This window comes from Xanthomonas cucurbitae, from assembly GCF_002939885.1.
Taxonomy (GTDB): domain Bacteria; phylum Pseudomonadota; class Gammaproteobacteria; order Xanthomonadales; family Xanthomonadaceae; genus Xanthomonas; species Xanthomonas cucurbitae.
On sequence record NZ_MDED01000026.1, the window covers coordinates 33,550 to 58,770 of the forward strand.

Consider the following 25,221-nt stretch of genomic DNA (forward strand, 5'->3'; position numbering starts at 1 on the left):
CTAACCGGCCTGTGCGGGTCCTGGCGTGTCCTGCATGTCGAACAGCTTGCCTGGATTCAGCAACAACTGCGGGTCCAGCACCTGCTTGACGCCGCGCATCAACGCGATTTCCGCGGCCGAGCGCGTGCTGGATAAATAGGGCTTCTTGACCAGGCCAATGCCATGTTCGGCGGAGATGCTGCCAGCGCAGCGCTGCAGCGCCTGCGCCAACAGCTTGGTCACCTGATCGCAGGCCGCCACGAACTCGGCCTGGCTGGTGGCATCGGGCTTGAGCACATTGATGTGCAGGTTGCCGTCGCCGATATGACCGAACCACACCACTTCGAAGTGCGGATACGCCTCGCCGAGCAAGGCCTGGGTTTCGGCCAGGAACGCCGGCATTGCCGAGATCCGCACCGAGACATCGTTCTTGTACGGTGTATAGCGCGCCACCGCCTCGGTGATGCCCTCGCGCAACCGCCACAGCTGCGCGGCCTGCGCATCGCTCTGGCTGATGACGCCATCGCTGACCCAGCCCTGCTCCATGCAGGTCTCGAACGCGGCCATCGCGGCCGCTTCCTGCGCCTCATCGCCGGCGGCGAATTCGGTGACCACGTAATACGGATGCACCTGCGCGAACGGTGCCTGCGCGCCATGCGCCAGCACATGCTCGAGCGCACGGTCGGTAAAGAATTCGAAGGCCTCCAGGCGCAGCTGCGCGCGGAAGGCGGCAAACACCTGCATCAGCACCTCGAACGACGGCAATGCCAGCAGCATCACATTGCTGGGCGGCGGCGGATCGGTGAGCCGTAGCGTGGCCTCGACCACGATGCCCAGCGTGCCCTCGGAGCCGACCATCAGGTGCCGGAAGTCGTAGCCGCTGGAATTTTTCACCAGTGCGTTATTGAGCTGCAGCAACTCGCCGGCGCCAGTGACCACCTTCAGCCCGGCGACCCACTCGCGCGTGTTGCCGTAGCGGATCACGCGAATGCCGCCCGCATTGGTGGCGATATTGCCGCCGATGGAGCAGGAGCCGCGCGCGGCGAAATCCACCGGGTAGAGCAACCCCTGTTCGCGTGCGGCGTTGTGCACCGCCTCCAGCGGCATGCCGGCCTGCACGGTGAGCGTGCGATCCACTGCGTTGAAGTCCAGTGGTTTGTTCAGGCGCTCCAGGCTCAGCACCAGCTCGCCGTTGGCCGCCACTGCACCACCGGACAGCCCGGTGCGGCCGCCCGAGGGCACCACCGCCACGCCCTGCGCATTGGCCCAGCGCACCACGGCCTGTACTTCTTCCACCGACCCGGGCAGCGCAATGGCCAGCGGGTTGGGCGTCCAGCGTCGCGTCCAGTCGCGGCCGTAGTGTTCCAGCTCGGCCGGCTCGGTCTTCAAACGCAACGCCGGCACGGCCTGTTGCAACGAAAGGATGCGGGGATCGGTCATGGCACGCGGCGCAGCGGTAGGAACCGCACAGCGTGCCAGCGTGCGCCAGCGGCGTCCAGTTACATCGCCAGCCGCCAACACTGTGTTTGATTCAGCTGAAACCGTTGCAGCACAAGGGCTGCGCCGCTGCGAACCATGCGTTGCGAACGCCCCATCGCGCACCCCATCTGGCATAGTGGCCGGCCCGATTGTTGCAGTGCACTCCCCCATGTCGCCGAAGAAGACCTCGTTTCCCAAGCAGGACATCCGCGTGCTGTTGCTGGAGGGTGTCAGCCCGACCGCCGTGGAGGTGTTCCGCGCCGCCGGTTATTCGCAGATCGAATTGCACGCCAAGTCGCTGCCGGAAGACGAATTGATCGCCCGCATCGCCGACGCACACATCGTCGGCATCCGCTCGCGCACGCAGCTGAGCGCCGAGGTACTGGCGCACGCCAAGCGGCTGATCGCGGTGGGCTGCTTCTGCATCGGCACCAACCAGGTGGACCTGGAAGCGGCCGAGCTGGCGGGCATTCCGGTGTTCAACGCGCCTTACTCCAATACCCGCAGCGTGGCCGAACTGGTGATTGCCGAAGCCATCCTGTTGCTACGCGGCATCCCGCAGAAGAATGCGCAATGCCACCGCGGCGGTTGGTCCAAGTCGGCCGCCGGCAGCCACGAAACCCGCGGCAAGGTACTGGGCATCGTCGGCTACGGGCATATCGGCACCCAGGTCGGCGTGCTGGCCGAATCGCTGGGCATGCAGGTGATCTTCCACGATATCGAAACCAAGCTGTCGCTGGGCAACGCGCGCGCGGCCATCGACCTGGACGACCTGCTGGCGCGCGCGGACGTAGTGACCCTGCACGTCCCCGAAACGCCGTCCACCAAGGACATGATCGGCGCGGCGGAAATCGCCCGCATGAAGCCCGGCGCGCACCTGATTAATGCTTCGCGCGGCACCGTCATCGACATCGCGGCGCTGGATGCGGCACTGACCTCCGGCCAGATCGGCGGCGCGGCGGTGGACGTGTTCCCGATCGAACCCAAGGGCAATGGCGATGCGTTCGAATCGCCGCTGACCGCGCACGACAATGTGATCCTGACGCCGCACGTAGGCGGCAGCACGCTGGAAGCGCAGGACAACATCGGCATTGAAGTCGCCGCCAAGCTGGTGCGCTACAGCGACAACGGCAGCACCTTGTCAGCGGTGAACTTCCCGGAGGTGACCCTGCCCGAGCACCCCGACAGCCTGCGTCTGCTGCACATCCACCGCAACGTGCCGGGCGTGCTGTCGCAGATCAACGAACTGTTCTCGCGCCACAACGTCAACATCGACGGCCAGTTCCTGCGCACCGACCCCAAGGTGGGTTACGTGGTGATCGACGTCAGTGCCAGCGAGGCGCAGGCCATCGCGCTGAAGGAAGGCTTGGCGTTGATCGAAGGGACCTTGCGGACGCGGGTGTTGTATTGATCGATTGGTGCACGAGCGGCCCTCATCCGGCGCTTTGCGCCACCTTCTCCCGCAAGCGGGAGAAGGGAGTGCAGGCTACCCATCTCCCACTTGCTTCCTTCTCCCGCTGTTTCCTTCTCCCGCTGTTTCCTTCTCCCGCTGTTTCCTTCTCCCGCTTGCGGGAGAAGGTGCCCGCAGGGCGGATGAGGGCGCACCCATCACACGCCTCGAGCCACCCACTTTTCCGCCATGCGCCGCATTGACGGATCCAGCTCTCCTTCGGCAAGCAGCTCGGCAATCGGGCGCCAGGCCAGGGCCAGTGATTCTGCGCTGACTTCGAACGCTTCGTCCGCGCCTGCCACCACCACGTAGCGCGCATCGTAATGCCAGTGGCCGGCCACCTCGCCGCGTGCCGGGATCCAGTGGCGGTCCAGATCGAATAGAACCGCATCCGCCAGCCGCAGGCCACTCAAACCAGATTCTTCCTCCGCCTCGCGGAGCGCGACCTGGGCCAGGTCGCGGTCGCCATCGGCATGCCCGCCCAGCTGCAGCCAGCGTTGCAGCTTGCGGTGATGCGTGAGCAGGGTGCGCTCGCCGTCGGCGCTGACCACCCACGCCGAGCCGGTGAAGTGACCTTCGGCACGCGCGCGCACGAAGGGATCTGCCGCATCGTCCAGCAGCTGTGCGAACTGTTCGGCCACCGCAGCTTCCTCCGGCCAGCGCGTCCGGTAGGCAGCCAGTTGCTGCCGCAGGGTTGCATCCACCATCTATCGTGCTCGATCGCCCATGGGCCGGACCGCCATTATCGCCATTCATGCTGCGTACGCGCTTGTCGTGAGCCTGCGGCTTTGGCAAGGTAGGCCGCTTGCCTGTCCGTCGGGACGCGGCGCACACCTTTTCCGGGCGCCATCGCCCGACGCTTTGCCACTTGGGGATGTACCGAATGCTGAAGTCTCTGTTGAGGGTCAAACCGATCGAACCCGCTGGACACGTCGATGCGGGCGAACCGGTCGAAGGCGGCCTGCAGGGCGAGGTCACGCTGCAACGGACCCTCACCGCCAAGCACCTCATCATGCTAGGCATCGGCGCGGTGATCGGCGCCGGCATCTTCGTGCTGACCGGCCAGGCCGCAGCCAACCATGCCGGCCCCGCCGTGATGCTGTCGTTCGTCTTCGCCGGCATCGCCTGCGCCTTCGCCGGCCTGTGCTACGCCGAATTCGCCGCGATGATGCCCGTCTCCGGCAGCGCGTACTCGTATTCATACGCCACCCTTGGCGAAGGCATCGCCTGGTTCATCGGCTGGTGCCTGGTGCTGGAATATCTGTTTGCCGGCTCCAGCGTTGCGGTCGGCTGGTCGGCCTACCTCATCAGCTTCCTGACCGGCACGCTCGGGCTGCCGTTCCCGGCAGAACTGGCAGGCGCGCCACTGGCGTGGGACGGGCACAGCTTCGTCAGCTCGGGCAACCTCATCAACCTGCCGGCGGTGCTGATCGTCGCGGCGGTGAGCATGCTGTGCTACGTCGGCGTCACCCAATCGGCGTTCGCCAACGCCATCGTGGTGGCGATCAAGGTGGTGGTGATCTGCCTGTTCGTCGGCTTCGGCATTTCCTATATCGACCCGGCCAACTGGCACCCCTTCATCCCGCAAAACACCGGCCCGGGCCAGTTCGGCTGGGACGGGGTGTTCCGCGCGGCATCCATCGTGTTCTTCTCCTACATCGGTTTCGACGCGGTTTCGACCTCGGCCGGCGAGACCAAGGACCCGCAGAAGAACATGCCGATCGGCATCCTGGTGTCGCTGGCCATCTGCACGGTGATCTACATCATCGTCTGTGCGGTGCTGACCGGGCTGCTGCCCTACACCCAGCTGGGCACCGCCAAGCCGGTAGCGACCGCGCTGGAAGCGCATCCCCAGCTGACCTGGCTCAAGACGGCGGTGGAGATCGGTGCGATCGCCGGCCTGTCCTCGGTGGTGCTGGTGATGCTGATGGCGCAGCCGCGCATCTTCTACACCATGGCCAAGGACGGATTGATGCCCAAGCTGTTCGGCAAGGTGCACCCCAAGTTCCACACCCCCTACGTCGGCACACTCTTCGTCGGCGTGGTTGCCGCGCTGCTGGCCGGCATGATCCCGTTGAACGTGCTGGGCGAACTGGTCTCGATGGGCACCCTGCTCGCCTTTGCCACCGTCTGCGCCGGCGTCATGGTGCTGCGCTTCACCAAGCCCGATTTGCCGCGCCCGTTCCGGGTACCGCTGGCGATGGTGATCTGCCCGCTGGGCGCATTGGCCTGCCTGTTCCTGTTCTTCCAGGCCTTCCAGGAACACTGGAAGGTGTTCGTGGGCTGGACGGTGATCGGCCTGTTCATTTATTTCGGCTACGGCATCCACCACAGCCGTCTGGCCAAACGGGCCTGACTGTCTCTCAAGACCGGCGCCCAGCGCCGGTCTTCTCGTTCAACGATCGCGCGCAGCGCCAAGCCGGAACCCCTCCATGTTCAAACAACTCTGGGCCACCAAACACCCGCACGCCAGCCATGAGGCGGCCGACGGGCTGGGCCTGCAACGCGCGCTCGGCCCCTGGGGGCTGACCGCACTCGGCATCGGCGCGGTGATCGGCGGCGGCATCTTCGTCATCACCGGCCAGGCAGCGGCCGACCATGCCGGCCCGGCGATCGTGCTGTCGTTCGTGCTGGCCGCCGTCTGCTGCGCGTTCTGCGCCATGGCCTACGCTGAATTCGCAGCGATGGTGCCGGTGTCCGGCAGCGCCTATACCTATACCTACGCCACCTTCGGCGAACTGGCGGCCTGGTTCATCGGTTGGATGCTGGTGCTGGAGTACGGCGTCTCGGCTTCGGCGGTAGCGGTCAGCTGGACCGGCTATTTCCTGAGCCTGCTGGAACACTTCGATATCCACCTGCCGGCCGCACTGGTCAGCGCCCCGCTGGACGGCAAGCTACAACCCACCGGCGCCATCGCCAACCTGCCGGCCGCCGGTATCGTGCTGTTGCTGACCTGGTTGTGCTACGTGGGCATCCGCAAGTCGTCGGCGATGAACATGGCCATGGTGATCCTCAAGACGGGGCTCATCCTCCTGGTCATCGTGGCCGGCTGGAAATATGTGGATCCTTCCAACTGGCACCCCTTCATTCCGGCCAACGAAGGCCCGGGCAAGTACGGCATGGAAGGCGTCTTGCGCGGCGCGGCGATGGTGTTCTTCGCCTATATCGGCTTCGAGGCCGTCTCGGTGGCGGCGCAGGAATCGCACCGGCCGCAGCGCGACCTGCCGATCGGCATGATGTTGTCGCTGGTGATCTGCACCGTGCTGTACATCGCCATGGCCGCGGTGATGACGGGCCTGATTCCCTACACCCTGCTGGGCACCGACGAGCCAGTGGTCACGGCGGTGGCCGCGCATCCACAGCTGGCCTGGTTGCGCGTGGTGGTGGAAGTGGGCGCGTTGATCGGGCTGTCGTCGGTGGTGCTGGTGATGATTATCGGGCAACCGCGCATCTTCATGATTATCGCGCGCGACGGTCTACTGCCACCGATCTTCACCCGCATCCACCCCAAGTACCGCACGCCGCATATCAACACCGTCATTACCGGCGTGGGCATCGCGCTGCTGGCCGCCGTCTTCCCACTGGATGTGCTGGGCGAGCTGACCTCGATGGGTACGCTGATCGCCTTCGCCGCCGTCTGCGCCGGCGTGATGATCCTGCGCCACACCCACCCGGAACTGCCGCGTCCGTTCCGCATTCCGTTCGCCTGGCCGATCTGCATCGCAGGAGTGCTGAGCTGCCTTGCCTTGCTGTCGGCAATGACCCTGCACAACTGGATGCTGATGGGGGTGTGGACGCTGGTCGGGCTGGTGGTCTACTTCGGCTACGGCTATCGCCACAGCCGCCTGCGCGACGGTCGCTGAGCCAACACGCGAGCCATCAGTGGCTGACGCAAAGACTACGCAGCGGCGTATGGCAGTGCAGATGATCCGGGTGCTCGTTGCAGAGCGGCCGATCTGCCGCTTGGCTTGAGAGCGCTGATCTGTCGCTTGATTGCAGGGTCCTTGCCCTGCTGTGCTGACACGTGCGTCCGCCTAACGCCAGCCGATCAACGAACCTGCTTTTCAGCAAGCAACCGACCAACAGTCTGGCTCGGTGTCCTCGCCGATTGCGGGACCGTTGGCGGCATGGATGCCGCCATCGAGCCCCCAGGGACGGGTTCACGGCGTGTCCCGCGAGCGGTGAGGGCACCGAGCCCCCGACCGACTCAGCGTTTGATTTGGGCTTCCAACTGCATCCGCCCAGAGGTGGCTGACCAAACCACTGCCCTCACTGCCAGACGCGCACGCCCTTCATCCCGTCGGACGCTCCAAGTCCGGGCGTGGCTGCAACACACCCTGCTGCGCTGCACCTGACCGTAATCCGGCAGGGCAGTAGAATAGGTCCATGAATGCGACCACTGCCCCCCTGCCCTATAGCGCCGCGCGTCTGCACGAGTTGGCGCAGTTGCTGATCGGCAACATCCGCGAGCTGGCCCAGGCTGGCTGGACGCCAGCCACCAGCAGCAATTTCTCCCATCGCCTGGACGAGCAGCACGCCGCGATCACGGTTTCCGGCCGCGACAAGGGCCGGCTGGTCGAAGAAGACATCATGGTGGTGGATTTCGATGGCCAGCCCGTCGGCCGCCCGTTGCGCCCGTCTGCGGAAACCCTGTTGCATACCCAGTTGTATCGCCGGTTTCCGGAGATCGGCTGCGTGCTGCATACCCACTCGCCGGTGCAGACGATTGCTTCCCGCCTGTATGCCGACGCCGGTGTGATTCGTCTGGAAGGCTACGAATTGCTCAAGGCCTTCGATGGCAATATCACCCACGACACTGCAGTGGACGTGCCGGTGTTCGCCAACACCCAGGACATGCAGGTGCTCGCGGCGCAGGTGGAGGCCTTGCTGGACAAACAGAGCCTGTGGGGGTATCTCATCGAAGGACACGGCCTGTATGCCTGGGGCCGCAACATGGCCGAGGCACGCCGTCATCTGGAGGCGTTCGAATTCCTGCTGCATTGCGAACTCGAACTGCTGAAACTGCGCGGCCCGCGCTAAGTTCAAGTTCTGCCCGTCCCCCTTCGTGAGCCAGACCGCCATGAGCCGACTGCGTATCTTCGCCGACACCAACCCCGCCACGCCGGACTTCGACAGCCGCGACGGCGACGCCATCGCCACCGAGCTGAAGAAGATCGGCGTGACCTTCGAGCGCTGGCACGCCAGCCAGCCGGTCGAACCCGGCGCCACGCCCGAGCAGGTCATGGATGCCTATCGCGCCGACATCGACCGCATCAGCGCCGAGCGCGGCTTCAAGACCGTGGATGTGGTGAGCATCGCGCCGGACAATCCCAAGCGCGAGGAAATGCGCGCCAAATTCCTCGACGAGCATTTCCACAAGGAAGACGAGGTACGGTTTTTCGTCGCCGGCTCGGGCCTGTTCACCCTGCATGTACAGGACAAGGTCTACGAGATCGAGTGCGTCAAGGACGACCTGATTGCCGTGCCTGACGGAACCCTGCACTGGTTCGACATGGGACCGGAGCCACACTTCGTGGCGATCCGCTTCTTCACCGAGCCGGACGGCTGGGTCGGCCACTTCACCGGCACCCAAATCGCCACACAATTCCCCCGCTACGCCCCCGAGAAACCGCACAAGGCCAGCTGACGATGACACGACCGCAAGCGATCCTCACCGATATCGAAGGTACGACCAGTAGCATCTCGTTCGTCAAGGACGTGCTGTTTCCGTATGCACGCCGTGCCATGCCCGCCTATGTGCGCGAACACGGCAATCATCCGCAGGTGCGCCACTGGCTCAACCAGGTGGCCGACGAGATCGGCGAGGACGTACCGGACGAAGTCCTGATTACCACGCTGCAGACCTGGATCGACGAGGACCGCAAGCACACCGCGCTCAAGGCCCTGCAAGGCCTGATCTGGGGCGACGGCTACAAGACCGCCGACTTCACCGCGCACATCTATGCCGATGCGGCGATCCAGCTGCAGGCCTGGCATGCGCAGGGCATCCCGCTGTCTGTGTATTCCTCCGGCTCGGTGCCGGCACAGAAGCTGTTCTTTGCCCATAGCGATGCCGGCGACCTGAGCGGGCTGGTCAGCGACTGGTTCGATACCGAAGTCGGCCCCAAGCGCGAGAGCGCCAGCTATCGCCGCATCGCCGAACGCATCGGCGTACCCGCCGCGCAGATCCTATTCCTGTCCGACGTGATCGAGGAACTGGATGCGGCCAAGCGCACCGGCATGCGTACCGCCCTGCTGGATCGCCGCGAGGACTACCCCACGCCGCGTTCTGCGGACGATATCGGCAGCCACCAGCGCGTGGAAAGTTTTTCCCAGCTGGTGTTCTGAAACCAGGCGGGTGATTGAGCACATCCGGCTGCCCGCACGGCAGCCGGGCGTCCTTCGGAGCGCATTGTTCAAGCACAGCCTCCATGGGCATTCGTGAGGCATCGGCGTTGTTCCCTTCGCTACCCACCGGTCTACCCGCAGCTGCCGCAATCCGCCGGGCATTGTTGCTGCTGGCCATGGTCGCCCTGCCGGCCGGGTGCCACCCCGATGCCGGCGCCGCCTTGCCGGCGCCGGCAGGGAAACAAGCAGCCGAAGTAGACCTGATCGACCAGGCCGCACTGGCCAAGGCGCTGTCGGCGTTGCAACCGCAGCGCCCCGGCGTGACCGATCTGTACGTGGTCGGGTTTGCTGGCGATGCCAGTGACGATGTGTTCCGCAACGAGACGCTCTACCTCAAGCAGTTGTTCGAGCAACGCTTCGATACGCGCGGCCGTGTGGTCACCCTGGTCAACAACCCCGACAACCTGGGCGAGCAGCCGTACGCGCCGCTGGCCACCTACGACAATCTCCACGACACGCTCGCCGCCATCGGCAAGCGCATGGACCGCAAGGAAGACGCGCTATTGCTGTTCGTCACCACGCATGGCACCGAAGACCACAGCTTGTATGTGCAGGTGGACGAGAACGAAGAAGATTTCATCAGCCCGCAGGATCTACGCACCGCGCTGGACGATGCCGGGATCGGCCACCGCATCATCGTGCTGTCGGCCTGCTATTCCGGCGGCTTCATCCCTGCTTTGCGCTCGCCGGACACGCTGATCCTGACCGCCGCGCGCGCCGACCGCCCCTCGTTCGGCTGCGGCAACACCTCCAACGCCACCTACTTCGGCCAAGCCTGGTTGATCGATGCGATGAACCAGACCGACGATCCACTGGCCGCCTTCACCATGGCCAAGGCCGCGATCACTGCGCGCGAAAAACAGGACGGCGAACTGCCCTCGCTGCCGCAGCAGTCACTCGGCAAGCGCATCGCGCCAGTGATTGCCCGCTGGCGGGCGGGGCTGACGCCGGGGCCGGCGGTTGCGTATCCCTATCCGCCGGTCGCGCGCGCGGCCGATGCCGATCCGCAGGACAGCAGCAACCCGGCCCCCGCTGCCGAAAGCACCAACGACAAGACAGCAGCCCCGGAGACGGCAGCACCCGACGCCCACTCACCGGCCACGCGCACGCCGTGACAGACTGAGACTAATTCTCATTTCGTCAACGCCTGCGCCGCCTCGCTACACTCACCCGGCCAGCCAGCATCAAGCCAGCCAGCACCGATCCCGCCAGCGCGCCGTCGCCTGCCAGCCCGGATCCTCAAAACGCCTCCTTCGTGGAGGCGTTTGTGTTTCAAGCATCACGTCATGATGCCAGCCGCGCTCAGGGTTCAGCGCGCTGCAGGCGGTACACGGTACGCGCCGTGTACTGGCCGGTCGGCAGGCTCGCGCGGACCTCGACGGTGTGCTCGCCCACCGCCAGCTTGGTCGGCAATGCACCGCGCCACAGATGGGTGGACGGCGTGGCCTCGGGAGAACGGTCGTAGCCGCGCAACGCGTCGGCGGCATCGTCGCGCATGTTCTCGGCCAACACGCCTGGGTCTGCGCGCTCCAGCCGCTGCATCGGTTGCCATCCGCCGTCATCGATGCGCATCTCCACCGCAGTGTCGTCCTGGCCCATGAACACATTGGCGTAGATGCCCCAGGCCGGGTATGCGCCCTGTCGCAACACCTTTGGCGCATGCAAGGACAGTTGCGCATCATCGGCTGCCCGCGCTGCGTGATAATCCAGCGTGTAGTCGCCAGCCGGTGCCACCTTCAGTACGGCGTAGCCATTGGGCGTGCCGTCGCTCATCGTCGTGTCGGGAATGCCGTCGGCATCCTTCATGCCCGACCAGAACGCACCGCAGGCAGCGCCCACGTTGTACTCGTGCAGCGCACGCGCGCCCATCCAGCCCTCGGCGGCGCCATGCTGCACGTGTTGCTGGGTATGGCTGTGCCCACTCAACACCAGCACATGCGGAAAATCCTTGAGCAGCGCGAACAAGCGCCGGCGATCGGCATGGCGGAAGGTTTCCTGCCCCGGTGCCGCATCGAAGAGCGGAATGTGCATGCCCAACACCACCAAGCGCTCGCGCGGCAGTTGCGCCAGATAAGCCTGCAGGAAGACGAACTGGTCTTCGCGCAGGCCACCGACGTACGCCGGCCTGGCGCCCGGCGTGTAGACCACATCGTCCAGGAACACGAAACTGGCGTTGGCTTCTTCCACCGCGTAGGTGTCCGGGCCGTAGACCGCGCGCCAGGTGTCCAGCGAGTGCAGATCGTCGCCAGCATCCAGGTTGAGATCGTGGTTGCCCGGCACATGGAACCAGGGCACGCCGAGCTGGGTGGTCACCGCGTTCAAGGCCGGGTACAGGCTCAGATCGTCATTGACGATATCGCCCAACGTGGTACCCAACCGTGCCGACACCTTGCCGACGATGGGCGCCACGATATCGCGACGGTAGTAGTCGACATCGGTGAGCGTGGCGGTCTGGCTATCGGCGAAAATCAACATCTGGAAGCCTTCGGCGCCACTGTCCTGCCGCGGGGAGAGCGCGAAATCCCAGTGGTGCGTGTTTTTACCTGTCGCGGGAATGCCGGCGTACTTGTGCTTGGCCGTGCCGGCGGGCGCGTAGTGACGCCAGAACCCGGGCAAGCCATCGGCAGCTGGCACGAAGCGGCGATCGCCCGGCTTGACGACGAAGACCGTCTGGCCCTCGCGTACCGGCAAGCGATAGCGGCCTTGCGCATCGGTGCGCACGAGTTGCTGCCCGTTGGAGACGATCACACCGGCAAGACCAGGCTCGTCATGGCTGCGCCCCGGCCTGCCGTCGCGCTCTTCGAACACCACGCCATCGACGACGGCATCGCGCGCGTGCGCAGTGCCTGCGAGCAGGCCAACGGCCAGAAGGGCGAGACGAAGCGGCATGGATGTTCCAGCGATGACCAGCGGCGATTGTAGCGGGGCTGGACCGGATTACCGTTTCACGTAGGAGCGCGCCTGAGCGCGATGGGGTGTTACCGGTAACGCCCCATCGCGCTCGGGCGCGCTCCTACGGGTGCGGTGCAGCGAGGTCTTATGTGTGTCGCGATTCCAGCAGCGCCACCGCATCGCCCAAGGCCAGACCGCGCGCATGCAGCAACACGATCAAGTGGTACAGCAGATCGGCCGACTCGCCGAGCAACTCGGCATCGTCCTGCACCACGCCGGCCAGCGCGGTTTCCACGCCCTCCTCGCCCACCTTCTGCGCGATACGGTGGATGCCCTGCTCGAACAATTTAGTGGTGTAACTGCCCTGCGGGCGCTCCTGCGCGCGCGTGGCGATCAGCGCATCCAGGCTGCCCAGGAACTGGCCAGGCGCGGTCGGGAAACAGCTGGTGCGACCCAGATGGCAGGTGGGTCCGTGCGGGCGCGCCAACACCAGCAGCGTGTCGGCATCGCAATCGGCCTGGATGGACACCACGCGCAACACGTTGCCCGAGCTCTCGCCCTTGGTCCACAGCCGCTGCTTGCTGCGGCTGAAGAAGGTGACCTCGCCGCGCTGCTGCGTGACAGCCAGCGCTTCGGCATTCATATAGCCCAGCATCAACACGCGCAGGTTGTCGGCGTCCTGCACGATGACAGGCAACAGGCCCTCGCCCTTGCTCCAGTCCAGCGCTTGCAGCGCGTTGTCGGTTGTCACGGTGTCACTGCCCATCACGTACCTCGATCTGTTGCGCGCGCAGGAACTGCTTGAGTTCCGGAATCGGAATCGCGCCGCTATGGAACACGCTGGCGGCCAGCGCGCCATCCACGTCGGCCTGGTCGAAGACATCGGCAAAGTGCTGCATCTGACCGGCGCCGCCGGAGGCGATCAACGGCACCTGGCACAGTGCACGCACCTGACGCAGCTGCGCGATGTCGTAACCGCGCCGCACGCCATCATTGTCCATGCAGTTGAGCACGATCTCGCCTGCGCCCAGGCGTTGCGCTTCGGCCACCCAGTCCAGCGTGCGCATCGGCAGCGCCTGAGTCTTGCTGGGGTCGCCGGTATAGCGGCGTACCCGCCACTGGCCGTCTTCTTCGCGAATGGAATCGATGCCGACCACCACGCACTGCACGCCGAAGGCATCGGCCAGTTCGCAGATCAGTTGCGGGCGGCCCAGCGCCGGGGAGTTGATGGAAATCTTGTCGGCACCGGCATGCAGCACCGCACGCGCGGTGTCGACATCACGAATGCCGCCGGCCACACAGAACGGGATATCGATCAACCGCGCCACCCGCTCCACCCAGGTGTAATCGACCGAACGCCCTTCCGGACTGGCACCAATGTCGTAGAACACCAGCTCATCGGCGCCCTGCGCGCGGTAACGCAGCGCCAGTTCGACGATGTCGCCCATGTCGATGTGGTCACGGAACTTGACGCCCTTGACCACGCGGCCATTGCGCACGTCCAGGCACGGAATGATGCGCCGGCTCAGCATGCCACTGCCTCGCTGAGATTCAGCTGGCCTTCCAGCAAAGCCTTGCCCAGCACGATGCCGGCGCAGCCGGAGGCCTTGGCCGCCGCCACATCGGCAAGATCGCGCGCGCCGCCGGAGACCTGCACCTGCAACTGCGGCGCAAGCGCACGCAGATGCGCGTACAACGCCATGTTCGGCCCGGACAACATGCCGTCGCGCGCGATGTCGGTGCACAGCAGGTGCTGCAGGCCGGCCTGCGCGTAACGCACCGCCAGTTGATCCAGGGTGGCCTCCGCCGCCTCGGTCCAGCCATGCACCGGCAATTGCCATGCACCGGCAGCATCCTGGCGCGTGTCCAGCGCAATGGTCAGCCGCTCGGCGCCAAATTCCTGCAGCCAGCCGATCACGGTGTCGGCCTCGCGCACCGCCAATGAGCCAATCACCACGCGCGCAGCGCCGGCATCGAGGATGCGCGCCACATCGTCGCGCGACCGCACGCCACCGCCGGTCTGTACCTGCAAGCCGGTCTGCCGGGTGATCTCGCCGAGCAGCGTGGCCAGCGTGTAGCCGCCGGCCTTGGCCGCATCCAGATCGACCAGATGCATCCACTGCGCGCCGGCATCGGCGAAGGCCTGCGCACGCGGCAGTACATCGTCGCCGTAGCGGGTTTCGCGGGCGTAATCGCCCTGCAGCAGACGCACCACGCGACCATCGCGGATATCCAGCGCGGGGTAGACAGTAAAACTCATGGAAAGCTCATCTCGAGAAAATTGCGCAGAATGCGTGCGCCGGTGTCTGCCGAACGCTCGGGGTGGAACTGCGCGCCGCAGCGCAGCCCCTGGTGCACCACGGCGGTGAACAGACCGCCGTGATCGCAGGCGGCCACGGTATCGGCGGTCACCGGTGCCGCGTAGCCATGCACGAAATACGCACTGGCGCGCTCCGGCAGGCCGGCCAGCAGCGCGGACGCGCGCAGCGGCAGCAGCTGGTTCCAACCCATGTGCGGCACGCGGATACCCAGCGCCGGCGTCATGTGGCGCACGATGCCCGGCAGCAGCCCGAGGCAGTCGACATCGCCTTCTTCGGAGTGTTCGAACAACAACTGCATGCCCAGGCAAATGCCGATCAAGGGCACCTGCAGCTGCTGCAATGGTTCGACCAAGCCTTGCGCACGCAGGCGCGACATTGCCTCCGGCGCCGCACCGACGCCCGGCAGGATCACCCGCTGCGCGCCCTGCAACCCCGCTGCATCGCGCACCACCCGTGCGTCCACGCCCAGCCGCTCCAGCGCATAACGCACCGAGCCCAGATTGGCGCCACCGGCATCGATCAGCGCAACGGCGGTCATAGCGCGCCCTTGGTGGACGGCAAGGCGGTGCCTTCGCGGCGGATCGCCTGGCGCAGCGCACGCGCCAGCGCCTTGAAGCAGGCTTCCACCTTGTGGTGGTCGTTGTCGCCACGCACGCTCAGATGCAGGTTCAATCCGGACGCATCGCAGATCGAGCGAAAGAAATGCGGCACCAGTTCGGTGGGCATGTCGCCTACGCGCTCGCGCTTGAAGTCGCCTTCGAATACGAAGTACGGCCGGCCACTGAAATCCAGTGCGGCACTGGCGATGGTTTCGTCCATCGGCAGCGTGAACCCATGCTGCGCGCCCTCGCCTGCGGCCAGCCATGGGCTTTCCGACGGATCGAAGCCATACCGGCCGATGCCGCGCTTATTGCCCAGCGCCTCTCGCAGCGCCTGACCCAGCGCCAGGCCGGTGTCTTCGATGGTGTGGTGCTCATCGATATGCAGATCACCATCGGCACGAATGTCCAGCGCAAACCCTCCGTGCTTGCCGATCTGTTCCAGCATGTGGTCGAAGAACGGCAGGCCGGTGGCGGTCTGCGGCTCGGCCACGCGATCCAGGTCCAGCTCGACGCGAATCCTGGTTTCCTTGGTGTTGCGCTGGACCACCGCACGACGCGGCGCATCGACCAGCTCGTGCGCGATGCCGGGCCAGTCCCACTCGCCACCGAATTCGTCGGTCCGCAGCTGGAAACCGCGGATGTTGAGGTTCTGCGCGAACTGGATGTCGGTGAGACGGTCGCCCACCATTGCCGAGCGCGCCCAGTCGATGTTGCGGTCCTGCAGGTACGGCACCATCAGGCCGACGCCCGGCTTGCGCGTGGGCGCATTATCGGCCGGCCAGCTGCAGTCGATCAGCACTTCGCGGAACTCGATGCCCTGGCTGGCGAAGATCTGCAGCATCAGGTGATTGGGGCCATCGAACGCAGCCCGCGGATAGCTCTCGCTGCCCAGCCCATCCTGGTTGCTGACGATGACGAACTGGTAGCCGGCATCGCGCAGCTTGAGCATCGCCGGGATGACGTTGTCGACGAAGCGCAGCTTTTCATACGCGTCGATCTGGTAATCGGCCGGCTCGGTGATCAGCGTGCCATCGCGGTCGACAAAAAGAATCGGGGTCATGCCGCAGCCTCCTGCGTGCGCCGCAGCGCACCGAGCACACGCTCGTTCTGTTCGACGGTGCCCAGGGTGATGCGCAACGCATCGGACAGGCGCGGCACCGCGCGTTGGTCGCGCACCACCACCCCGGCCTCCAGCAGCGCCTGGAAGGCGGCTTCTGCGTCGTCGAAGCGCACCAGCAGGAAATTGCCCTGCGATGCATAGACCCGGCGCACGCCAGGCAGTCGCGCAAGGGCGAGACGAACGCGCTCGCGCTCGCTGCGCACTTCGGCAATGTGCCGGCGGGTCACCTCCAGTGCCGGCGCGGATAGCGCCTGCACTGCCATCGCCGCGCACGGCGTAGGCACCGGGTACGGCGCCTGGCAGCGGCGCAGCAGCGCGATCAATTGCGCATTGGCAATCAGGCTGCCGATGCGCGCGGCCGCCAGCGCGTGTGCCTTGGACAAGGTGCGCAGCACGGCCAGGTTGTCGTAGCGCTCCAGCAGGCTAACCGCCGATGGCACATCGGAAAATTCGCCATAGGCTTCATCGACCACTACCAACGCCTTGCCTTGCAGCGCCTGCAAGGCGGTTTCCACCTCCTGCAGTGTGATCGCCGAACCGGCCGGGTTGGACGGCGAACACAGGAACACCAGTTTGGCCTTTGCCGCCAGCGCGGCTTCCACGATGGCCGGAAGATCGGCATGGAAACCGTCGCTGCCATCGACCAGTGGCACCTCGACCAGTGGCGCGTTCTGCAGCCGCGCGCACACCGCATACATGCCGAACACCGGCGGGGTGACCACCACCGCATCGCGCTCGGGCACGCACAGGCTACGCACCAGCAGATCGATCGCTTCGTCGCTGCCACGGCCGATCAACAACTGTTCCGGCGCGCAGCCATACAGCGCCGCCAAGGCGTTGCGCAGCGCGCCGGGTTGCGGATCGGGATAGCGGCGCGTGCTGCCTTGCGGGTCGGCAGGATTGCCCCAGGCCGACTCGTTGGCGTTGAGCCAGACATCGCCCTGCAAGGCGCTGGTGCGCGCCGACGAATAGCCGGCGAACGCACGCAGATCTTCGCGTACCAGATCCAGGATCGACGACGTACTCATGCGGCCACTCCCATTCGCACCGCCACCGCATTGGCATGCGCATCCAGGCCTTCGGCACGCGCCAGGATCAAGGCACATTCGCCGATGCCTTCGATACCGGCCTTGCTGGCCGCCTGCACGCTCAGCATGTTTTGGAAGCTGGCCACGCTCACCCCGCTATACGCCCGCGCCGCACCGCTGGTCGGCAGGACGTGGTTGGTACCGCTGCAATAATCGCCCAGTGCCTCGGGTGTGTAGTCGCCCAAGAACACCGAGCCGGCCGCTTCGACCTGGGCCAGCCATGCACGCGGCTCGCGCAGCGCGAGAATCAGATGTTCCGGTGCATAGCGGTTGCTGATGGCAAACGCCTCGTCCAGCGACTGCACCTTGATCAGCCGCGACTGTGCCAGCGCCTGGCGGGCGATCTCCGCACGCGACAGCTGCGCCAACTGCGTGTCCAGTTCCACCTGCACCGCCGCGATCAGGGTATCGCTGTCGGACAGCAGCAACACCTGCGAATCCGGGCCGTGTTCTGCCTGCGATAAAAGGTCGGCGGCCACGAACGCCGGTTGCGCACCGGCATCGGCAATCACCAGCACCTCCGACGGACCGGCCGGCATGTCGATCGCCGCCGCACCCGACTGCGCCACCTGCTGCTTGGCTTCGGTGACATAGCTATTGCCCGGCCCGAACAACTTGTCGCAGCTCGGCACCGATTCGGTGCCATAGGCCATCGCGGCAATCGCCTGCGCGCCACCGAGCTTGAACACACGGCGCACGCCGGTGAGCTGCGCGGCCACCAGCACCGCCGGGTCCACGCTGCCATCCTTGCGTGGCGGCGTGCATAGCACGACCTCGCGGCAACCGGCCAGGCGCGCCGGCACGCCGAGCATCAGCGCAGTCGACGGCAACGGGGCGCTACCGGCCGGCACATACAGGCCCACCCGGCCGATCGGCCGCACGATTTTTTCGCAGACCACACCGGGTGCGGTTTCCACCGCGTAGCCTTCGCTCATGCCGGCGCGATGAAAGGTCTCGATGCGCGCGACGGCGTCCCGCATGGCCTGGCGCAGCTCCGGTGCCACGGCCGCATCGGCCGCAGCAAATTCGGCATCGGTGACCACGAAGCTGTCCAGTGACACGCCATCGAAGCGCGCGGTGATCGCGCGCAGCGCCGCATCGCCACGTGTGCGCACATCGTCGATCAATGCCGCCACCGCATCGCGGGTCTGGGTGGCCACGGTCTGCGCCGGACGCGTCAGCGCAGCGGCGCGCGCACCGTTATCGAGTCGGGACCAATCGAGAATATTCATGCCAGCGAGCGCTCCACCGTCAACACCATCAAGCCTTGCGCACCTGCGCGTTCGAGTTCTTCCAAGCGTTGCCAGGTCACCGCGCCATGGCACATGGTCTGCAAGCGCAGCGCGCCGTTGCCGTCGTCGGGTAGCTGCACCAATGGCTCGGCATCGGGTAGCAGGCGGCGCAGCGCTTCCACATGGGTCTGCTCCGCGCGGAACATCAGCAGCTTGCTGTCGCGCAGCTTGAGCACGCCATCCATGCGCCGCAGCAGCATTGCCAGCAACGCCGCGCGTGCATCGGCCGGCTCGCGCACCGCGCCGGCCAGCACAGCTTCGCTTTCCATCACCAGCTCCACCGGCTTGAGCTGGTTGGCCGCCAGGGTGGCGCCGCTGGAGACCAGATCGCAGATGAGGTCCGCGGTACCCAGCCGCGGTGCGATCTCCACCGAACCGGACAGCTCCACCACCGCCGCATCGATCCCTTGCCGCTCCAGCCAGTCGGCCAGGATCGCCGGGTAGCTGGTGGCGATGCGCTTGCCCGCCAACTGCGCCATGCCCTGCCAGTCCCACTCTTCCGGCACTGCCAGCATCAGCCGGCACTGGCCGAAACCGACTCCGCGCACGGCGTAGTACGCGGCCGGCAAGCCAGCGCGACGACGCGCCGATGCCTGCTCGTCCAGCTCGTTCTGGCCCACGATCCCCAAGTCGCAAACGCCATCGGCGATCAGGCCGGGAATGTCGTCATCGCGCACCAGCAACAGATCCACCGGTAGCGATTCGCCATAGCAGAACAACTTGTCGCGGCTCTGCCGCCAGCTCAGCCCGCAGGCGGCCAGCAGGCTGCGCGCTGGCTCGGCCAGGCGGCCGTTTTTCTGGATGGCAATACGCAGCCGGTCACGTGCCGGCGCTGCCGTGGAAGCACTCATCTTGTTCTCTCGATGGATTGGACAGGGCCTGCGGCTTGCTCGCGCAGGGCGGCGGCGTACCCACCGGCGCCATGGTCCAGGGTGCGCGCAACGCGCCCGATGGTGGTCACGCTGACCTGGGTCAGCTCGTGGATTTCGCGGTACGGCACGCCCTTGATGAGCAGTGGCACCACCCGCCAACGGTCGGCCATGGCCTCCAGCTCGGCAGGCGTGCACAGATCACGCAGGAATGCCTCGACCGCGCCGGGCTCTTTCAGGCAGGCCAAGGCATCGGCCAGCATCTGCAGCGAAGCGGCAACATCGGTGGATTCGCGGGGGGCTGGGCGTTGTTTCATTGCGTTAATGTAATAGCGTGCTAGTACATTAGCGCAAATAGCGTGACCTGTCACCTGCCTGGTGGCGACGTCAGAACAGTTCGGAACGGCTGCCTTGCCCCCCCCGGAGGTGACCGAGGGGCGGATGGGGGCAGGACCTCGTGCAGCGCCGCCCTCCTCAAGTGCAAATCGCGTGCCCCGCCAATCACAAACCGGCAACGAAGCCTGGGTGAAGCGCTACACCCAACCTTGCAGCTGAGCCGCTGGGAAGCTGCAAAGCCCCCTCATCCGGCGCTGCGCGCTCCCTTCTCCCTTCTCCCGTCAATGGGAGAAGGGAGCGAAGCAAGGCATCTGTGGAACTCGGAAGACAGCCGTTACCCTTCCCCCGCCTGCGGGGGAAGGTGCCCGAAGGGTGGATGGGGGCAGGACCCCGTCCGGCGCCGCCCTCCTCAAGTACAAATCGCGTGCCCCGCCAATCACAAACCGGCAACGAAGCCTGGGTGAAGCGCTACACCCAACCTTGCAGCTGAGCCGCTGGGAAGCTGCAAAGCCCCCTCATCCGGCGCTGCGCGCCACCTTCTCCCGTCAACGGGAGAAGGGAGCGAAGCAAGGCGTATCGGGCTCGAAGAACACGTGCTGCCCTTCCCCCGCCTGCGGGGGAAGGTGCCCGAAGGGCGGATGGGGGAAGGACCTCGCGCGCTACCACACACCGCTTCAAACGCCGATTCCGTGCCCAGCCAGTCGAAAAACCAGCAACGCGCAGCGCTGCCTTACGGCATCACCTTGGCCTGCTCCAGCTCCACCAGCAGCGTGCTCGCCAGCTCCTCGCGCGCTACCTCGAACTGCTGTTCGCGCACCAGGTCCTTCACCGCCACCACGCCGCGTGCCAGCTCGTCGTCGCCGGCCAGAACCACGAAGCGGATGCCGGCGCGCGCGGCGTACTGGAACTGCTTGCCGATCTTCTTCGGCTCCATCTGCACTTCGGTATTGATGCCACCGATACGCAGGCGGCGCGCGATATCCAGCGCATCATCCAGGCGCGCTTCGTCCATCAGCGCCACCATCGCCTGCACGCTGCTCTCGGCGATGCCCTGGATCAGGCCAGCCTCGCGCAGCTGCCAGAACAGCCGGGTCAGGCCGATCGAGATGCCGACGCCGGGCAGCTTCGACTTGGTGTAGTGGCTGGCCAGGTTTTCGTAACGGCCGCCCGAGCAGATCGAGCCGATCTGCGGGTGATCGGTGAGCGTGGTCTCGTAGACGGTACCGGTGTAGTAGTCCAGCCCGCGCGCGATCGAGAAATTCAGGCAGCACGCCGTTTCCGGCACGCCCAACGCCTTGACCAGCTCCAGCACCTCGCGCAGCTCGGCAATGCCCTCGCCCAGCGTCGCACTCGCACCCACCGACGCCTCAAGCGCCTGCAACTGCGCCAGCGCATCGGCATGCCCGTTCGAGCGCACCGCCACGAAGCCCAGGATCCTGGCGACCTGCTCGGCAGCGATGCCGAAACCCTCGCCCATCAGCGTGTCGCGCACGTAATCGGGGCCACGCTTGTCGATCTTGTCGACCTCGCGCAGCACTGCCAGCTGCAGTTCGCCCTCGGCCACGCCCAGGCTTTCGAAGAAGCCGCGCAGCAGCTTGCGGTTGTTCATCTGTACCTTGAAGTCGCCGATGCCCAGCTCGGCAAACACCGCGTGGATCACCGCCAGCACTTCGGCGTCGTAGCGGATGCTCAACGCATCCTTGCCGATCACGTCGATGTCGCACTGATAGAACTCGCGAAACCGCCCACGCTGCGCTCGCTCGCCGCGGTAGACGCGCTGCATCTGGTAACGACGGAACGGGAAGCTCAAGTCGTGCTCGTGCTCGGCAACATAACGCGCCAGCGGCACAGTGAGGTCGAAGCGCAGTGCCAGCTCGGGCAGCCCGCCAGTTTCTGCGCCTTCATCGGTGGCCGCCGCCGCATTGGCCAACGCACCGGTGGACTGCACGAAATACACCTGGCGCTCGGTCTCGCCGCCGGACTTGGTCAGCAGCACATCGGACAGCTCGAACACCGGGGTTTCGACCGGCAGGAACCCGAACCGCTCGTAGTTGCGGCGGATGACGTCCAGCGTGCGCTGGAACGCGATCTGCTCGCGTGGCAGCAATTCCATGATGCCGGGCGGCGTACGGGGCTTGATCACGAGCGAAACTCCTGCAGGACGACGGGGGGCGAGCCGGCAATTCTACCGGCTGAGCGGCCGTGCTGACCGCATGGCGTATCATGCGGGCGCGTTCCAGGCAGTGCGTGGCTCATGTACCGGCAGCTTCCAGACCCCAGCGTGACCTGCCCTGCGCCCAGCGCGGCAGCTGGCGTGGACGCGCGCAATTCCGATTGCGCGCTGTGCGCGGTCCGTGGCCGGGCGATCTGCGCCGCGCTGTCGCCGCTGGAAATGGACGCGCTCGACCAGGCCACCAGCGGCTCGGTGCATGCGCCCGGCAGCACCCTGGTCCGGGCCGGCGAGCCACGCCACCACGTCTATACCGTCACCTCCGGCGCCTTGCGGCTGGTGCGCACGCTGGCCGACGGGCGCCGCCAGATCACCGGTTTCGTGCTGCCCGGCGACTACGTGGGGCTGACCGAGACCCCGCAGCACCGGCACGATATCGAAGCCATCGTCGAAACCCGCGTGTGCCGCACGCCGATGGCGCAGATGCGCCAGCTGCGCGAGCGCTACCCGCATCTGGAACGCAAGCTGCTGCAGCGCGCCAGCATGGAGCTGGCCGCCGCCCAGGACACCGGCCTGCTGCTGGCGCGCCTGCAGCCCAGCGAGCGGCTGGCGCATTTCCTGCTGCGGCTGGCTGCGCGCTCCACCCAGCCCGGCAACAGTGGCGACACCGTGGCGCTGCCGATGAGCCGCGGCGACATTGCCGACCATCTCGGCCTGACCATGGAAACGGTGAGCCGCACCTTCACCAAGCTCAGGCAGCAGCAGCTGATCGCGCTGCCGCAGCTGCACTTGGTACAACTCCTCGACTACGCCGCATTGCGCAGCCTGGCCGGCGAAACGGACTGAAATCCGGTCGGGCCGCACCCCGCTGCCGCCCGAAAGGTGCGGTGGACGACAGCGGGCGATGGTGGTCCACACGTGCGCCTAACAGCGCCTCGCCCATCAGCCTGACCCCACACACCTGCCGATGCGACAACGCGGGCAACCGCGTCACGCCGCAACCACGCGCGTCAACGTCCCCCGACCGCTGCCACCGCCGCGCCGCAGCCGCCATGCAATAACTGCGACTGCCGCAGCCATGCGCGATCCGGGTAGTAGGCGAACACAAACGCACCATCGCGCAAGGTGTCGATCAGTTGTTTGGCCACCGCCGGACGCACCGCCGGGCAGCCCAGGCTGCGGCCCAGCCGACCCTGGCTGCGGATGATGGCCTCGCTCACGTAGGGCGCGCCGTGGATGACGATGGCGCGGTCGCGCGCATGGTCGTTGAAGCCCGGCTCCAGGCCCTTGAGCCGCAGCGAATAGCCGTTCTGGCCGGTATAGGACTCCTGCGCGGTGAAGGCGCCCAGGCTGGACTGGAAGCTGCCCTCGGTGTTGGAAAAGGTCGCGGCCAGGTTTTCGCCGGTATTGCGCCCGTGCGCCACCCACTCCTTGAAGAGCAAGCGCTGACGCGCCAGATCGAACACCCATAGCCGGCGCTCGGTGGACGGCCGGCTGTAGTCGATCACGCTGAGCACGCGCTCATCGCCCACCTGCTGCCGCTGCCGCGCGCATTGCAAGGCCTCGGTCGCCAGCGCCAGCACCTGGCGATCCAGCGCCGGGGCCTGGCGCGCCAGCGCATCGATCAGTCCCGCACGCGGCATGCCCAGCGGCGACACCGGGGACGCGGCCATGGCATCGGCCGCCAGGGCCGCTCCGGCCGTTGCCCACCCGCAGAGGGCGACGGCAACGGCGATCACTCGATAAGACATGCAGCAACCCACATCGAACGCAGCGCCACGCCGGGGCCGCACCGGTCTAGGATTGCCCCAAGCGCGCCACTTTCCAACCCCGGGCGGCTGAACGCGTTCGGTCAGCCGGCGTCGGCAAGCAGCCGCTGCCGCAGCGCGGCGTACTCCGGCGCCAGCGCCTCGGCATGTGCCGTACGCTGCAACAGCGCCGCCAGCGCAGGCGGAACGGCCACCGGCGCGCCGATCAACGGCTCCACCACCCCTTCGAACTTGGCCGGGTGCGCGGTGGCGGCCACCGCCCAATCGCCGGTCACGCCTTCCGGCCCTTCTGCGCGCAGCTGTTCCAGCACATGCACCGCGGTGGCAGTGTGCGGGCAGTGCACCTCGCCGTAGCGCGCATGGCGCTGCCCGATGGTGTGACTGATTGCCGTATCGTCCACCGACAGGGCGCGGAAGGCCTCACGCAGCGCCGCGTCGTCACCCTGGTACAACCAGCGCAGGCGTTCGAAATTGCTCGGCGCGCCCACGTCCATGGCATTGGCCAGCGTCGCCACGCTGGGCTGCGGTGCGTAGTCGTCGCCGGCAAAGTAGTCCGGCAACACGTGGTTGGCATTGGAGGCCAACGCGATGCGACCCAGCGGTACCCCGAGCGCGCGCGCAATGATCGCCGCCAGCCCGTTGCCCAGGTTGCCGGTGGGCACCACCAGGTTCAGCACGCCGCCGGAGGCCGCATGATGCTGCAGGGCGGCGTGCGCGTAGTAGCTCATCTGCGGCAGCAGCCGCCCCAGGCTGATGCTGTTGGCCGAACTCAGCGGCACCTGCGCCTGCAGCGACGCATCGTTGAGCGCCTGCTTGACCATCGCCTGGCAGTCGTCGAACGAACCGGCCACGCGCAGGGCCTGGATGTTGTCGCCGAAGCAGCCCAGCTGATGCGCCTGCCGGGGCGAGACGCGGCCATCCGGATACAGCACCACCACGCGCAGCCCGGGCTGGCGATGGAAGGCGGCGGCCACCGCCGCACCGGTATCGCCGGAGGTGGCGACCAGGATGGTGAGCGGGCGGTCTTGGGCACGGCGCAGGCGGGTCAGGCAGGCGGCCAGAAAACGCGCACCGAAATCCTTGAACGCAGCGGTCGGCCCGTGAAACAGCTCCAGCGCGTAGTCGCCGGGCGTGGCCAGCGGCACCAGCGGCGCCGGGAAATCGAAGGCTTCGGCGCAGATGGCCGGCAACGCATCGGCCAACGCATCACCCGCAAAAAACGGCTGCAGCAGCGTGGTGGCGGTGGCGGCCAGATCGGCGCCAGCTGCCAGGTTGCGCGCCGGTGGCAGCGTCTGCGGCACGTACAGCCCGCCATCGGGTGCCAATCCGGCGGCGATGGCCTGGCTCAGGCTTGCGGCGGGCGCACCGCCACGGGTGGAAATGAACATCAGCATGACTCCAGACAAGAAGAAGACCGGGCATGGCCCGGCAAGGCAATCGGTGAAC

23 protein-coding genes are annotated in these 25,221 nt (G+C 66.4%); 8 read left to right on the forward strand and 15 right to left on the reverse strand.

What is annotated here, in order from left to right; genetic code table 11:
* The gene (locus tag XcuCFBP2542_RS14010; protein WP_104604146.1) at positions 1 to 1,419 is read right to left on the reverse strand and encodes an FAD-binding oxidoreductase; all 1,419 of its coding nucleotides are present in this window, start codon (positions 1,417 to 1,419) and stop codon (positions 1 to 3) included.
* 208 nt (positions 1,420 to 1,627) lie between these two features.
* On the opposite strand from XcuCFBP2542_RS14010, the gene serA reads away from it, so the two are divergent.
* On the forward strand, positions 1,628 to 2,869 hold the full coding sequence (serA, locus tag XcuCFBP2542_RS14015; RefSeq protein ID WP_104604147.1) for a phosphoglycerate dehydrogenase: 1,242 nt from the start codon (positions 1,628 to 1,630) through the stop codon (positions 2,867 to 2,869).
* A 197-nt stretch (positions 2,870 to 3,066) separates the two neighbouring features.
* Here the strand turns inward: serA and XcuCFBP2542_RS14020 are convergent, their stop codons facing one another.
* Positions 3,067 to 3,615 (reverse strand): NUDIX hydrolase, encoded by a 549-nt coding sequence (locus XcuCFBP2542_RS14020; RefSeq protein ID WP_104604148.1) that lies wholly within the window; start codon positions 3,613 to 3,615, stop codon positions 3,067 to 3,069.
* A 176-nt stretch (positions 3,616 to 3,791) separates the two neighbouring features.
* On the opposite strand from XcuCFBP2542_RS14020, the gene XcuCFBP2542_RS14025 reads away from it, so the two are divergent.
* The 6 genes from XcuCFBP2542_RS14025 to XcuCFBP2542_RS14050 all read left to right on the forward strand — a co-directional run bounded on the left by XcuCFBP2542_RS14025 (position 3,792) and on the right by XcuCFBP2542_RS14050 (position 10,431).
* Complete coding sequence (locus XcuCFBP2542_RS14025) at positions 3,792 to 5,264, forward strand: amino acid permease (RefSeq protein ID WP_167526868.1); 1,473 nt, start codon at positions 3,792 to 3,794, stop codon at positions 5,262 to 5,264.
* A gap of 76 nt (positions 5,265 to 5,340) precedes the next feature.
* A complete protein-coding gene (locus tag XcuCFBP2542_RS14030; protein WP_104604150.1) occupies positions 5,341 to 6,771 on the forward strand; it encodes an amino acid permease in 1,431 nt (476 codons plus the stop codon).
* A 523-nt stretch (positions 6,772 to 7,294) separates the two neighbouring features.
* Positions 7,295 to 7,948, forward strand: coding sequence for a methylthioribulose 1-phosphate dehydratase (locus XcuCFBP2542_RS14035; RefSeq protein ID WP_104604151.1), 654 nt, complete (start codon positions 7,295 to 7,297; stop codon positions 7,946 to 7,948).
* Positions 7,949 to 7,988: 40 nt separating this feature from the next.
* Entirely contained in the window at positions 7,989 to 8,555 is a 567-nt protein-coding gene (locus XcuCFBP2542_RS14040) for a 1,2-dihydroxy-3-keto-5-methylthiopentene dioxygenase (protein WP_104604152.1), read from the forward strand.
* A 2-nt stretch (positions 8,556 to 8,557) separates the two neighbouring features.
* Positions 8,558 to 9,256, forward strand: a complete 699-nt coding sequence (gene mtnC, locus XcuCFBP2542_RS14045; RefSeq protein WP_104604153.1) for an acireductone synthase — start codon at positions 8,558 to 8,560, stop codon at positions 9,254 to 9,256.
* Positions 9,257 to 9,339: 83 nt separating this feature from the next.
* Positions 9,340 to 10,431, forward strand: coding sequence for a C13 family peptidase (locus XcuCFBP2542_RS14050; protein ID WP_104604154.1), 1,092 nt, complete (start codon positions 9,340 to 9,342; stop codon positions 10,429 to 10,431).
* 187 nt (positions 10,432 to 10,618) lie between these two features.
* Here the strand turns inward: XcuCFBP2542_RS14050 and XcuCFBP2542_RS14055 are convergent, their stop codons facing one another.
* The 11 genes from XcuCFBP2542_RS14055 to hisS form a co-directional block, all read right to left on the reverse strand.
* A complete protein-coding gene (locus XcuCFBP2542_RS14055) occupies positions 10,619 to 12,205 on the reverse strand; it encodes a calcineurin-like phosphoesterase C-terminal domain-containing protein (protein WP_104604155.1) in 1,587 nt (528 codons plus the stop codon).
* 148 nt (positions 12,206 to 12,353) lie between these two features.
* Entirely contained in the window at positions 12,354 to 12,974 is a 621-nt protein-coding gene (hisIE, locus tag XcuCFBP2542_RS14060) for a bifunctional phosphoribosyl-AMP cyclohydrolase/phosphoribosyl-ATP diphosphatase HisIE (RefSeq protein WP_104604156.1), read from the reverse strand.
* A complete protein-coding gene (gene hisF, locus XcuCFBP2542_RS14065) occupies positions 12,964 to 13,740 on the reverse strand; it encodes an imidazole glycerol phosphate synthase subunit HisF (RefSeq protein WP_104604157.1) in 777 nt (258 codons plus the stop codon). Before hisF ends, hisIE begins: the two co-directional genes overlap by 11 nt.
* Positions 13,734 to 14,468, reverse strand: a complete 735-nt coding sequence (gene hisA, locus XcuCFBP2542_RS14070) for a 1-(5-phosphoribosyl)-5-[(5-phosphoribosylamino)methylideneamino]imidazole-4-carboxamide isomerase (RefSeq protein ID WP_104604158.1) — start codon at positions 14,466 to 14,468, stop codon at positions 13,734 to 13,736. Before hisA ends, hisF begins: the two co-directional genes overlap by 7 nt.
* Complete coding sequence (hisH, locus tag XcuCFBP2542_RS14075; RefSeq protein WP_104604159.1) at positions 14,465 to 15,067, reverse strand: imidazole glycerol phosphate synthase subunit HisH; 603 nt, start codon at positions 15,065 to 15,067, stop codon at positions 14,465 to 14,467. Before hisH ends, hisA begins: the two co-directional genes overlap by 4 nt.
* Entirely contained in the window at positions 15,064 to 16,191 is a 1,128-nt protein-coding gene (gene hisB / locus XcuCFBP2542_RS14080) for a bifunctional histidinol-phosphatase/imidazoleglycerol-phosphate dehydratase HisB (protein ID WP_104604160.1), read from the reverse strand. Before hisB ends, hisH begins: the two co-directional genes overlap by 4 nt.
* The gene (gene hisC / locus XcuCFBP2542_RS14085; protein WP_104604161.1) at positions 16,188 to 17,279 is read right to left on the reverse strand and encodes a histidinol-phosphate transaminase; all 1,092 of its coding nucleotides are present in this window, start codon (positions 17,277 to 17,279) and stop codon (positions 16,188 to 16,190) included. The genes hisB and hisC overlap by 4 nt, the downstream gene beginning before the upstream one ends.
* Positions 17,276 to 18,571 (reverse strand): histidinol dehydrogenase, encoded by a 1,296-nt coding sequence (hisD, locus tag XcuCFBP2542_RS14090; RefSeq protein ID WP_104604162.1) that lies wholly within the window; start codon positions 18,569 to 18,571, stop codon positions 17,276 to 17,278. The genes hisC and hisD overlap by 4 nt, the downstream gene beginning before the upstream one ends.
* On the reverse strand, positions 18,568 to 19,482 hold the full coding sequence (gene hisG / locus XcuCFBP2542_RS14095; protein ID WP_104604163.1) for an ATP phosphoribosyltransferase: 915 nt from the start codon (positions 19,480 to 19,482) through the stop codon (positions 18,568 to 18,570). The genes hisD and hisG overlap by 4 nt, the downstream gene beginning before the upstream one ends.
* Entirely contained in the window at positions 19,479 to 19,817 is a 339-nt protein-coding gene (locus XcuCFBP2542_RS14100) for a YerC/YecD family TrpR-related protein (RefSeq protein WP_104604164.1), read from the reverse strand. The genes hisG and XcuCFBP2542_RS14100 overlap by 4 nt, the downstream gene beginning before the upstream one ends.
* Before the next feature lie 749 nt (positions 19,818 to 20,566).
* Positions 20,567 to 21,979, reverse strand: a complete 1,413-nt coding sequence (hisS, locus tag XcuCFBP2542_RS14105; RefSeq protein ID WP_104604165.1) for a histidine--tRNA ligase — start codon at positions 21,977 to 21,979, stop codon at positions 20,567 to 20,569.
* 249 nt (positions 21,980 to 22,228) lie between these two features.
* Between hisS and XcuCFBP2542_RS14110 the strand changes: the two genes are divergently transcribed.
* Positions 22,229 to 22,852, forward strand: a complete 624-nt coding sequence (locus XcuCFBP2542_RS14110) for a helix-turn-helix domain-containing protein (RefSeq protein WP_211293009.1) — start codon at positions 22,229 to 22,231, stop codon at positions 22,850 to 22,852.
* A 164-nt stretch (positions 22,853 to 23,016) separates the two neighbouring features.
* Here the strand turns inward: XcuCFBP2542_RS14110 and XcuCFBP2542_RS14115 are convergent, their stop codons facing one another.
* Both XcuCFBP2542_RS14115 and thrC read right to left on the reverse strand, forming a co-directional pair.
* A complete protein-coding gene (locus tag XcuCFBP2542_RS14115) occupies positions 23,017 to 23,757 on the reverse strand; it encodes a murein L,D-transpeptidase catalytic domain family protein (RefSeq protein WP_104604167.1) in 741 nt (246 codons plus the stop codon).
* 101 nt (positions 23,758 to 23,858) lie between these two features.
* Complete coding sequence (gene thrC / locus XcuCFBP2542_RS14120; protein WP_208800542.1) at positions 23,859 to 25,169, reverse strand: threonine synthase; 1,311 nt, start codon at positions 25,167 to 25,169, stop codon at positions 23,859 to 23,861.
* Between the last annotated feature and the right edge of the window lie 52 nt (positions 25,170 to 25,221).

Bases quoted from the DNA above. Each gene is read 5' to 3' on its own strand.
- hisC (WP_104604161.1), bottom strand. From the start codon at position 17,279: ATGAGTACGTCGTCGATCCTGGATCTGGTACGCGAAGATCTGCGTGCG.
- XcuCFBP2542_RS14020 (WP_104604148.1), bottom strand. From the start codon at position 3,615: ATGGTGGATGCAACCCTGCGGCAGCAACTGGCTGCCTACCGGACGCGC.
- hisD (WP_104604162.1), bottom strand. From the start codon at position 18,571: ATGAATATTCTCGATTGGTCCCGACTCGATAACGGTGCGCGCGCCGCT.
- XcuCFBP2542_RS14035 (WP_104604151.1), top strand. From the start codon at position 7,295: ATGAATGCGACCACTGCCCCCCTGCCCTATAGCGCCGCGCGTCTGCAC.
- XcuCFBP2542_RS14030 (WP_104604150.1), top strand. From the start codon at position 5,341: ATGTTCAAACAACTCTGGGCCACCAAACACCCGCACGCCAGCCATGAG.
- hisIE (WP_104604156.1), bottom strand. From the start codon at position 12,974: ATGGGCAGTGACACCGTGACAACCGACAACGCGCTGCAAGCGCTGGAC.
- XcuCFBP2542_RS14025 (WP_167526868.1), top strand. From the start codon at position 3,792: ATGCTGAAGTCTCTGTTGAGGGTCAAACCGATCGAACCCGCTGGACAC.
- hisG (WP_104604163.1), bottom strand. From the start codon at position 19,482: ATGAGTGCTTCCACGGCAGCGCCGGCACGTGACCGGCTGCGTATTGCC.
- hisF (WP_104604157.1), bottom strand. From the start codon at position 13,740: ATGCTGAGCCGGCGCATCATTCCGTGCCTGGACGTGCGCAATGGCCGC.
- mtnC (WP_104604153.1), top strand. From the start codon at position 8,558: ATGACACGACCGCAAGCGATCCTCACCGATATCGAAGGTACGACCAGT.
- serA (WP_104604147.1), top strand. From the start codon at position 1,628: ATGTCGCCGAAGAAGACCTCGTTTCCCAAGCAGGACATCCGCGTGCTG.
- XcuCFBP2542_RS14115 (WP_104604167.1), bottom strand. From the start codon at position 23,757: ATGTCTTATCGAGTGATCGCCGTTGCCGTCGCCCTCTGCGGGTGGGCA.
- XcuCFBP2542_RS14055 (WP_104604155.1), bottom strand. From the start codon at position 12,205: ATGCCGCTTCGTCTCGCCCTTCTGGCCGTTGGCCTGCTCGCAGGCACT.
- hisB (WP_104604160.1), bottom strand. From the start codon at position 16,191: ATGACCCCGATTCTTTTTGTCGACCGCGATGGCACGCTGATCACCGAG.
- hisA (WP_104604158.1), bottom strand. From the start codon at position 14,468: ATGAGTTTTACTGTCTACCCCGCGCTGGATATCCGCGATGGTCGCGTG.
- XcuCFBP2542_RS14050 (WP_104604154.1), top strand. From the start codon at position 9,340: ATGGGCATTCGTGAGGCATCGGCGTTGTTCCCTTCGCTACCCACCGGT.
- XcuCFBP2542_RS14010 (WP_104604146.1), bottom strand. From the start codon at position 1,419: ATGACCGATCCCCGCATCCTTTCGTTGCAACAGGCCGTGCCGGCGTTG.
- XcuCFBP2542_RS14100 (WP_104604164.1), bottom strand. From the start codon at position 19,817: ATGAAACAACGCCCAGCCCCCCGCGAATCCACCGATGTTGCCGCTTCG.
- hisH (WP_104604159.1), bottom strand. From the start codon at position 15,067: ATGACCGCCGTTGCGCTGATCGATGCCGGTGGCGCCAATCTGGGCTCG.
- thrC (WP_208800542.1), bottom strand. From the start codon at position 25,169: ATGCTGATGTTCATTTCCACCCGTGGCGGTGCGCCCGCCGCAAGCCTG.
- XcuCFBP2542_RS14110 (WP_211293009.1), top strand. From the start codon at position 22,229: ATGGACGCGCTCGACCAGGCCACCAGCGGCTCGGTGCATGCGCCCGGC.
- XcuCFBP2542_RS14040 (WP_104604152.1), top strand. From the start codon at position 7,989: ATGAGCCGACTGCGTATCTTCGCCGACACCAACCCCGCCACGCCGGAC.